Here is a 7,593-nt window from a genome sequence, read left to right on the forward strand (position 1 = left end):
TATTAAGGGATAAATGTAGCATTTTTGCGCCAGGGTCCATAGCCGGCAGCTCCATGGACCCTGGCCATTTTTGCTTACCTTTGCCATCCGTAAAACTACAACCGGTTTAATATGAGCGAAGAAAGATCTCTCAATTTTTTAGAACAGATCATAGAAGACGACCTGGCAAAAGGCGTTACCGGGGGCCGTGTGCTAACCCGTTTCCCGCCAGAACCCAATGGCTACCTGCACATCGGTCATGCCAAATCCATATGCCTGAACTTTGGGCTGGCCCAGAAATACAACGGCCAAACCAACCTGCGTTTTGACGATACCAATCCAATAGCAGAAGATACAGAATATGTAGACTCTATCAAAGCCGATATTAAATGGCTTGGCTTTGAATGGGCCAATGAGCTGTATGCTTCCGATTATTTTGAACAGTTATACGATTTTGCAGTAGCCCTTATAAAAAAAGGGCTGGCCTATGTTGATGACTCTACCCCGGAGGAAATAGCTGCTATGAAAGGCACGCCTACAGAGCCCGGCAAAGAAAGCCCCTACCGCAACCGCAGCGTGGAGGAAAACCTGCAGCTGTTTGAGCAGATGCGGAACGGCGCGTTCAAAGACGGCGCCAAGGTGCTGCGCGCCAAGGTGGACATGGCATCGCCCAACATGCACATGCGCGATCCTATTATGTACCGCATTAAGCATGCCCATCACCACCGTACCGGCGATAAATGGTGCATATATCCCATGTACGATTTTGCGCACGGGCAAAGCGACAGCATAGAACATATTACCCACTCGGTTTGCACGCTGGAATTTGTACCGCACCGGCCCCTGTACGACTGGTTCATTGAAAAGCTGGAGATATTCCCCTCCCACCAGTACGAGTTTGCGCGCCTGAACCTGAATTATACGGTTACGAGCAAACGAAAGCTGAAACAGCTGGTGGCAGAAGGCATTGTGCGCGGCTGGGACGATCCCCGTATGCCTACCATCAGCGCCCTGCGCCGCCGCGGCTTTACGCCGTCGAGCATACGCACCTTCTGCGACCGCGTAGGCGTACAAAAGCGGGATAACCTGATTGAGGTAAGCCTGCTGGAATATTTTATCCGCGAGGAGCTGAACCGCACCGCCAACCGCGTAATGGTGGTAACCGACCCCGTGAAGCTGGTAATCACCAACTACCCCGAAGGACAGGTAGAGGAGCTGCAGGCAGAAAATAACCCGGAAGATGCAACGGCCGGTTACCGCACCGTACCGTTCAGCAATACCTTGTACATAGAGCGGGAAGATTTTATGGAAAACCCGCCCAAGAAATTCTTCCGCCTCGGCCCTGGCAATATGGTGCGCCTGAAGTATGCTTACATTATAAAGTGCGACAGCTTTGATAAAGATGCCGATGGCAACATTACCACCATTTACTGCTCTTACCTGCCGGAAAGCCGCAGCGGCGGCGATACCAGCGGCCTTACAGTAAAAGGCACCATTCACTGGGTAAGCGCGGCGCATGCCGCCAAAGCCGAAGTACGCCTGTACGACCGGCTGTTTAAAGTAGAAGACCCGAATAATGAGGAAGGCGATTTCAAATCCTATATTAACCCCAACTCATTGCAGGTGGTTGAAAATGCGCTGATAGAGCCCGCCCTGGCCGGCGCCAAACCCGGCGACCGGTTCCAGTTCCTGCGAAAAGGCTACTTTTGCGTAGACCCGGACAGCACGCCGGAAAAGCTGGTGCTGAACCGCACGGTAACGCTGAAAGACACCTGGGCCAAAGAAGCGAAAAAAGGTTAAGGAATAATTATAACAAATGAAACGCCCCGGAAGGAATGCTTCCGGGGCGTTGTTGTTTCAATAACTTATCATATCACGCGTCCAGCTGGTCCAATGCTTTCATGATCCTGGCAATGGTTTCATGTTTGCCCAGTGTTTCTGCAATGTTGAACACCGGCGGGCCGAACTTGCCCCCGCACAGCATAATACGGAAAGGCAGCTGCAGCTCGCCTACCTTAATATTCATGGAGGTAGCCAGCTGCTTAAAGCTGTCCTCTACTGATTGTAAAGAAAAATCAGTAAGCGTTTCCAGCACAGAGGCCCAGTCCAGGAAGAACTGCCGCTTATCTGCGTTCCACTTGGGTTTTACCGCGCTAAAGTCGTATTGCGCCGGCTGCTGGAAAAAGAAAAAGCCATGATCCCATATTTCAGTTACCAGGTTGCAACGCTCTTTTACCATCCCGGCAATGACGGCTACATATTCTTCGGAGGCCTGCGCGCCTTTTTCGTGCAGCACCGGCATGAACAGCTGCGCCAGGCGGCGGTTATCTGCTTTTACAATATACTGGTGGTTAAACCAGTTGGCCTTTTCTATATTAAACTTGGCGCCGGCGTGGTGCACGCGATCAATGGAAAACTTCTCTACCAGCTCTTCCAGGGTGAACAGTTCCTGCTCGGTACCATCGTTCCAGCCCAGCATGGCCAGCATGTTCACAAATGCTTCGGGCAGGTAACCCATTTCGCGGAAGCCCTTGGTAAAATCGCCGGTGCGCGGATCTGTCCAGTTCATGGCATATACAGGAAAGCCTAAACGGTCGCCATCCCGTTTGCTGAGCTTACCATTTCCATCGGGACGCAATATCAGCGGCAGGTGCGCCCATTGGGGCATGTGCTTATGCCAGCCCAGGTAGCGCCACAGCATAATATGCACCGGGGCGGAGGGCAGCCATTCTTCGCCACGGAAAGCATGGCTGATCTTCATCAGGTAATCATCTACCACCACGGCCAGGTGGTAGGTAGGCATACCGTCTGCTTTCAGCAATACCTTATCATCTACAGTGCCGGTGTTAAAATGCACCTCACCGCGTATCATATCTGTAAAAGATATTTCCTCATTGGCCGGCATCTTTATACGGATCACGTGCGGGGTGCCGGCTGCCAGCAGGGCAGCGGTTTCTTCCGGCAGCAGGTGCAGGGAGTTGCGCATGTGCACTCGTACAAAATGATTATACTGGGGAGAGGGATTGTCTTCTGTTTTAAGCCGGGTACGCATTTCCTCCAGCTCTTCGGGCGTATCAAATGCATAATAGGCATATCCGTCCTTTACCAGCTGCTCCGCGTATTGGCGGTACAGCTCCTTACGCTCGCTCTGGCGGTAAGGCGCATAAGGCCCGCCGATATGCGGCCCTTCATCGGCATTTAAGCCGCACCAGCGCAAACACTCAATAATATATTCTTCTGCGCCTTCCACATAACGGGTTTGGTCGGTATCTTCTATGCGCAGCACAAAATCGCCTTTATGCTTTCTGGCAAACAAATAATTAAATAAAACGGTGCGCACCCCACCCAGGTGCAGTCCACCGGTAGGGCTCGGGGCAAAACGTACTCTAACTTTTTGGTGTTCCATAGCCGCAAAGGTAATATTTTAGTTGGCAGTTGATAAACAGCAGACGGGCGGTTACGGCCATTTAATACCATAAACTGCCAACTAATTTTTAACTTGCCTGCAGCTGCCGGCTACCTGCTGCTAACCTGCAAACTGATCATATGTTTTATTTAACCAAAACGCCGGGGATTATTAAAGCCCTTTATAAAAGCTGTACCTGGCACCTTTCGCCGGCCCGGCAGGCAGTGTACCTCACTTTTGACGACGGCCCCCATCCCCGGGCCACGCCTTTTGTACTGGAGCAGCTGAAAAAGTACAATGCCAAAGGCACCTTTTTTTGTATAGGCAAGAACGTGGTGGAGCACCCGCAGATTTACCAGCAAATACTGCAGGAAGGACATACTGTCGGCAACCATACGCAACAGCACCTGAACGGCTGGAAAACCGGTACGGATAAATACATTCAGAACATACTGGAAGCCCGGCAATATATTGACTCTCCTTTGTTCCGCCCGCCTTATGGCCGCATTACGCCCTTCCAGGTAAAAGCGCTGAAGAATAAGATGCCGGGAGTACAGATCATTATGTGGGATGTGCTGAGCGCCGATTTTGATACCGGCATTAATGGCGAAGCCTGCGTGCAGAACGTGGTATTTAAGGCCGGCCCGGGATCTATTATTGTTTTTCACGACAGCGCCAAAGCGTGGGACCGCCTTTCGTATGCCCTTCCCCGTGTGCTGGAATATTGTAAGAAGAAGCAGTGGGCAATGGAAGCAGTACCCTTGCAGGGCTAATTACGACTTGGACGGTGGGGGGTGTAAGAAATGCCGGCTACAGGCAAGCATTGAATTTCCGGATAACGTGGTGGAGGCGTAATCCCCCAAAAAAAATACGAATGGGGAAATCGCTTTCATCCATTCGTAATTTTTCGCATCCGCAATTATTTTCTAAAAGCTGCATCCCGTTATGGGACCGCAACGAATGCTATATCAATTATATAACTGCCTCTTTACCTCCGCTCCAATCCATTCGTATTGACTACTATCTGGGCAGAATTACGCCTTTTACCTTATCGCCAATGCTAATGGTAGCAGAGTCGTCGCAAATACCGGCGCCGTAATCAATGGTAGCCGTTACCTGGTCGAAAGTAACATCTGCCTTGCCTTTTCCTATCCATGCACATTTCAGGGCTTTTACCAGCGGCTCTTTGGTAGTGTAGGTAACAATAGTGCCGCCGGGGTAAGTTAAGCTGGCAGTACCGGTGCCGCTGTAAGCATCATCTTCGGTATAAAAAGGCGTGTTGCCGCCCTCTACCTGGGTAATCTCTTTTTCACAGGTGTAGCCAAAGGTCAGGGTGTCCAGCGTAATACGGCCGTCAGTTACGCTGGTGCTGTATTTAAATACATTGCCGGCGCTTTTATTTTCAATTACCTTGGTGCCTGCCAGCCCTATCTCGCTTACAGAATAGCCATCCAGCGTAATGGTGATTTTAGTACCTGGCATCATAATATAACCGCTGATGACAATGTTCATTTTACCGGCGCGTACACGGCCGTCTGTACCGGTGCAACCGGAGCCAAAGTCAAGGGTGATGGTTTTGGGAAACACACCGGGAATAACGTTATCTATAGTAACCGTGTAGCCGGAGCCCAGTTTAAAAGAGCCGGGTCCATGAGGGGCTTTGCGGGCATCGCTGGCAAGTCCTTGTTCGTCGCCAACAGCCAGCGCCACGTCAAATAAATCATCATAAAGGGTGCTGGCCTGGGCTTCGTAAGCCGCTGCAGCTATGGCCTGGTTATCGTTTTGGTCAGTTGTGGGTGTTGCTTCATTGTTCTTACTGCAGGCAAAAAAGATGGTAGCAACCGCTATCAGGATAACGACTGCAGCAAAGATGCGGTTAAAACAAAAATTTTTCATGATAGGATAGTTTTTTTTAGGACTTTAACTTTGTGCCGAGGTTTAATCAGATATTAAAAATATTACAAATTTAATTATTTTCTACTTAATATTTATATACTATTTGTTAAATACGTGTTATGCAATGGATAGATACGCATGCCCACTTGTACAGTAAGGAATTTGCAAAGGACCGGGAAGCCATGATTACCCGGTCGCTGGAAGCCGGCGTGCATAAAATGCTGTTACCCAATATCGACGACGCATCCATCACCGGCATGCTGGAGCTGGAGGCGCAGTACCCCGGCCAGTGCTTTGCCATGATGGGGCTGCACCCCTGCTATGTAACCGAGCAGGTGGAGGCGCAAATGGCCCGGGTGCGGGAGTGGCTTGAAAAACGGCCTTTTATAGCCGTTGGCGAAATAGGGCTGGATTTTTACTGGGATAAAACCTTCACCGCCCAGCAGCACCAGGCTTTCCGCGAGCAGCTGCAGCTGGCCAAAGCCTATAAGCTGCCCGTAGTAATACACAGCCGCGAAAGCACCCGCGAATGTATTGACGATGTAAAAGCCCTGCAGGACGGTGGCCTGAGCGGCGTTTTCCACTGCTTTTCCGGCACCCTGGAACAGGCCCGGGAAGTAATTGACCTTGGTTTTTACCTGGGCATCGGCGGGGTGGTAACCTTTAAAAAGAGCGGTTTGGATAAAATAGTTGAACAGGTTGACCTGCAGCATATTGTGCTGGAAACTGACGCCCCTTACCTGGCGCCGGTGCCTTACCGGGGCAAACGGAACGAAAGCGCCTACATTCCCCTGGTAGGACAAATGGTGGCTGATATAAAACATCTAAAAATTGAGGAAGTGGCTGCTATAACAAGCAGTAATGCCCATAAATTATTCAAATCCATTTAATATATAAGTGGATAACTTTGCGGCAATTTTAGGCGTTTCGAGATGAGTAAAATCCTGATTATTTATACAGGGGGCACGGTAGGCATGATCTTCGACGAAAAGACGAAAGCATTACGCCCTATAGGTTTTAATGAGATCCGTAATAATCTGCCGGAGCTGTACCGGATGGGGATCGATTTTTATGTTTATACTTTTAATCCGCCCATTGACTCATCCGACATGCACCCTGAAATATGGGTGGAGCTGGCCAACATTATAGAAGACCGGTACGACCGGTACGATGGTTTTGTAATACTGCATGGTTCCGATACCATGGCCTTTACCGCCTCTGCCCTCAGCTTTATGCTGGAAAACCTTTCCAAACCCGTTATACTTACCGGCTCGCAGCTGCCCATCGGGAAAATACGTACCGACGCCAAGGAAAATATTATTACTGCCATGGAAATTGCCGCTACCCGGCAAAACGGGCATGTAATGGTGCCGGAGGTGTGCATTTATTTCGACTTTTCCCTGTTCCGGGGCAACCGGTCCAAAAAGTACAACGCTGAAAAGTTTGAAGCTTTTTACTCCATGAACTATCCGCCCCTGGCCGAGGCAGGTATAGATATCAAGTATAAAAAGGAGGCCGTATTACCCCACCCCCACCAGTCCCTGAAAGTACACAAGCAGCTGGATGATAATGTTACCGTGCTGAAAGTATTTCCGGGCATTACCCGCAAGGCAGTGGAAGCTACTTTAAATGTGCCCGGCCTGCGGGGCGTGATACTGGAAACCTTTGGTAACGGCAACGCCAATACGCAGCCCTGGTTTATTGAAAGCCTGAAGAAAGTGATTGACAAGGGCGCTATTGTAATAGATATTACCCAGTGCGACGGCGGCTCCGTGGAGCTGGGTAAATATGAAACCAGCCAGTACCTGAAGGAAATAGGCGTAATCAGCGGGCATGACATGACCTTTGAGGCCGCCATCACCAAACTGATGTTTGTACTCGGGCAGGAGGTGCCCCTGGAAACAGCCAAACGGATGATAGAAACACCGCTGAGAGGCGAGCTAACACCCATTACCGAGTAATACCCGGCAGCGGCTATACATCTTTTCATTCTTCATATATCGCTGCTTTAATACAAAAAAACCGGTGCTTCAGCAGTTTAGCGCAGGCGCGGGTGGCGGTTTCCAATGTTGCAACGCCACATCTGCACAACGGCCAGCGTGCCTGTAACTAACGTGCTCCCTCCTACGTTAAATACCTGGGTTCTACCCGAAATAATGCTTATTTTTAAGCCCTTATAGAAAGCCGATCTGACTGCTATACACATGAAATATGCCCTGCTGCCCCTGCTGCTGGTATTGTTTATTACGGAGGTCCTGCGTGCGCAAACATGCACCACGATAGGCCAAAATCCGGAAACAGCTTTCCCGGTA

The 7,593-nt window shown here is 50.1% G+C and carries 6 protein-coding genes; 4 read left to right on the forward strand and 2 right to left on the reverse strand.

Translation table 11 applies throughout. The features are described 5' to 3' along the window. The first annotated feature begins 111 nt into the window (after positions 1 to 111). Positions 112 to 1,779: a glutamine--tRNA ligase/YqeY domain fusion protein gene (locus VFS25_RS10845; RefSeq protein WP_326462158.1), complete on the forward strand. Its 1,668-nt coding sequence runs from the start codon at positions 112 to 114 to the stop codon at positions 1,777 to 1,779. 73 nt (positions 1,780 to 1,852) lie between these two features. Here the strand turns inward: VFS25_RS10845 and gltX are convergent, their stop codons facing one another. Further along, positions 1,853 to 3,385 (reverse strand): glutamate--tRNA ligase, encoded by a 1,533-nt coding sequence (gene gltX / locus VFS25_RS10850; RefSeq protein WP_326462159.1) that lies wholly within the window; start codon positions 3,383 to 3,385, stop codon positions 1,853 to 1,855. Between the two features lie 140 nt (positions 3,386 to 3,525). On the opposite strand from gltX, the gene VFS25_RS10855 reads away from it, so the two are divergent. Then, complete coding sequence (locus VFS25_RS10855; RefSeq protein ID WP_326462160.1) at positions 3,526 to 4,158, forward strand: polysaccharide deacetylase family protein; 633 nt, start codon at positions 3,526 to 3,528, stop codon at positions 4,156 to 4,158. 247 nt (positions 4,159 to 4,405) lie between these two features. Here VFS25_RS10855 and VFS25_RS10860 read toward each other — a convergent pair whose 3' ends face one another. Then, positions 4,406 to 5,281, reverse strand: coding sequence for a hypothetical protein (locus VFS25_RS10860; protein WP_326462161.1), 876 nt, complete (start codon positions 5,279 to 5,281; stop codon positions 4,406 to 4,408). A 119-nt stretch (positions 5,282 to 5,400) separates the two neighbouring features. On the opposite strand from VFS25_RS10860, the gene VFS25_RS10865 reads away from it, so the two are divergent. Both VFS25_RS10865 and VFS25_RS10870 read left to right on the forward strand, forming a co-directional pair. Continuing rightward, positions 5,401 to 6,171, forward strand: coding sequence for a TatD family hydrolase (locus VFS25_RS10865; RefSeq protein WP_326462162.1), 771 nt, complete (start codon positions 5,401 to 5,403; stop codon positions 6,169 to 6,171). A gap of 42 nt (positions 6,172 to 6,213) precedes the next feature. After that, on the forward strand, positions 6,214 to 7,242 hold the full coding sequence (locus VFS25_RS10870; protein ID WP_326462163.1) for a type I asparaginase: 1,029 nt from the start codon (positions 6,214 to 6,216) through the stop codon (positions 7,240 to 7,242). The last annotated feature ends 351 nt before the right edge of the window (positions 7,243 to 7,593 follow it).

The sequence above is a fragment of the Chitinophaga sp. genome, assembly GCF_035761305.1.
GTDB lineage: Bacteria > Bacteroidota > Bacteroidia > Chitinophagales > Chitinophagaceae > Chitinophaga.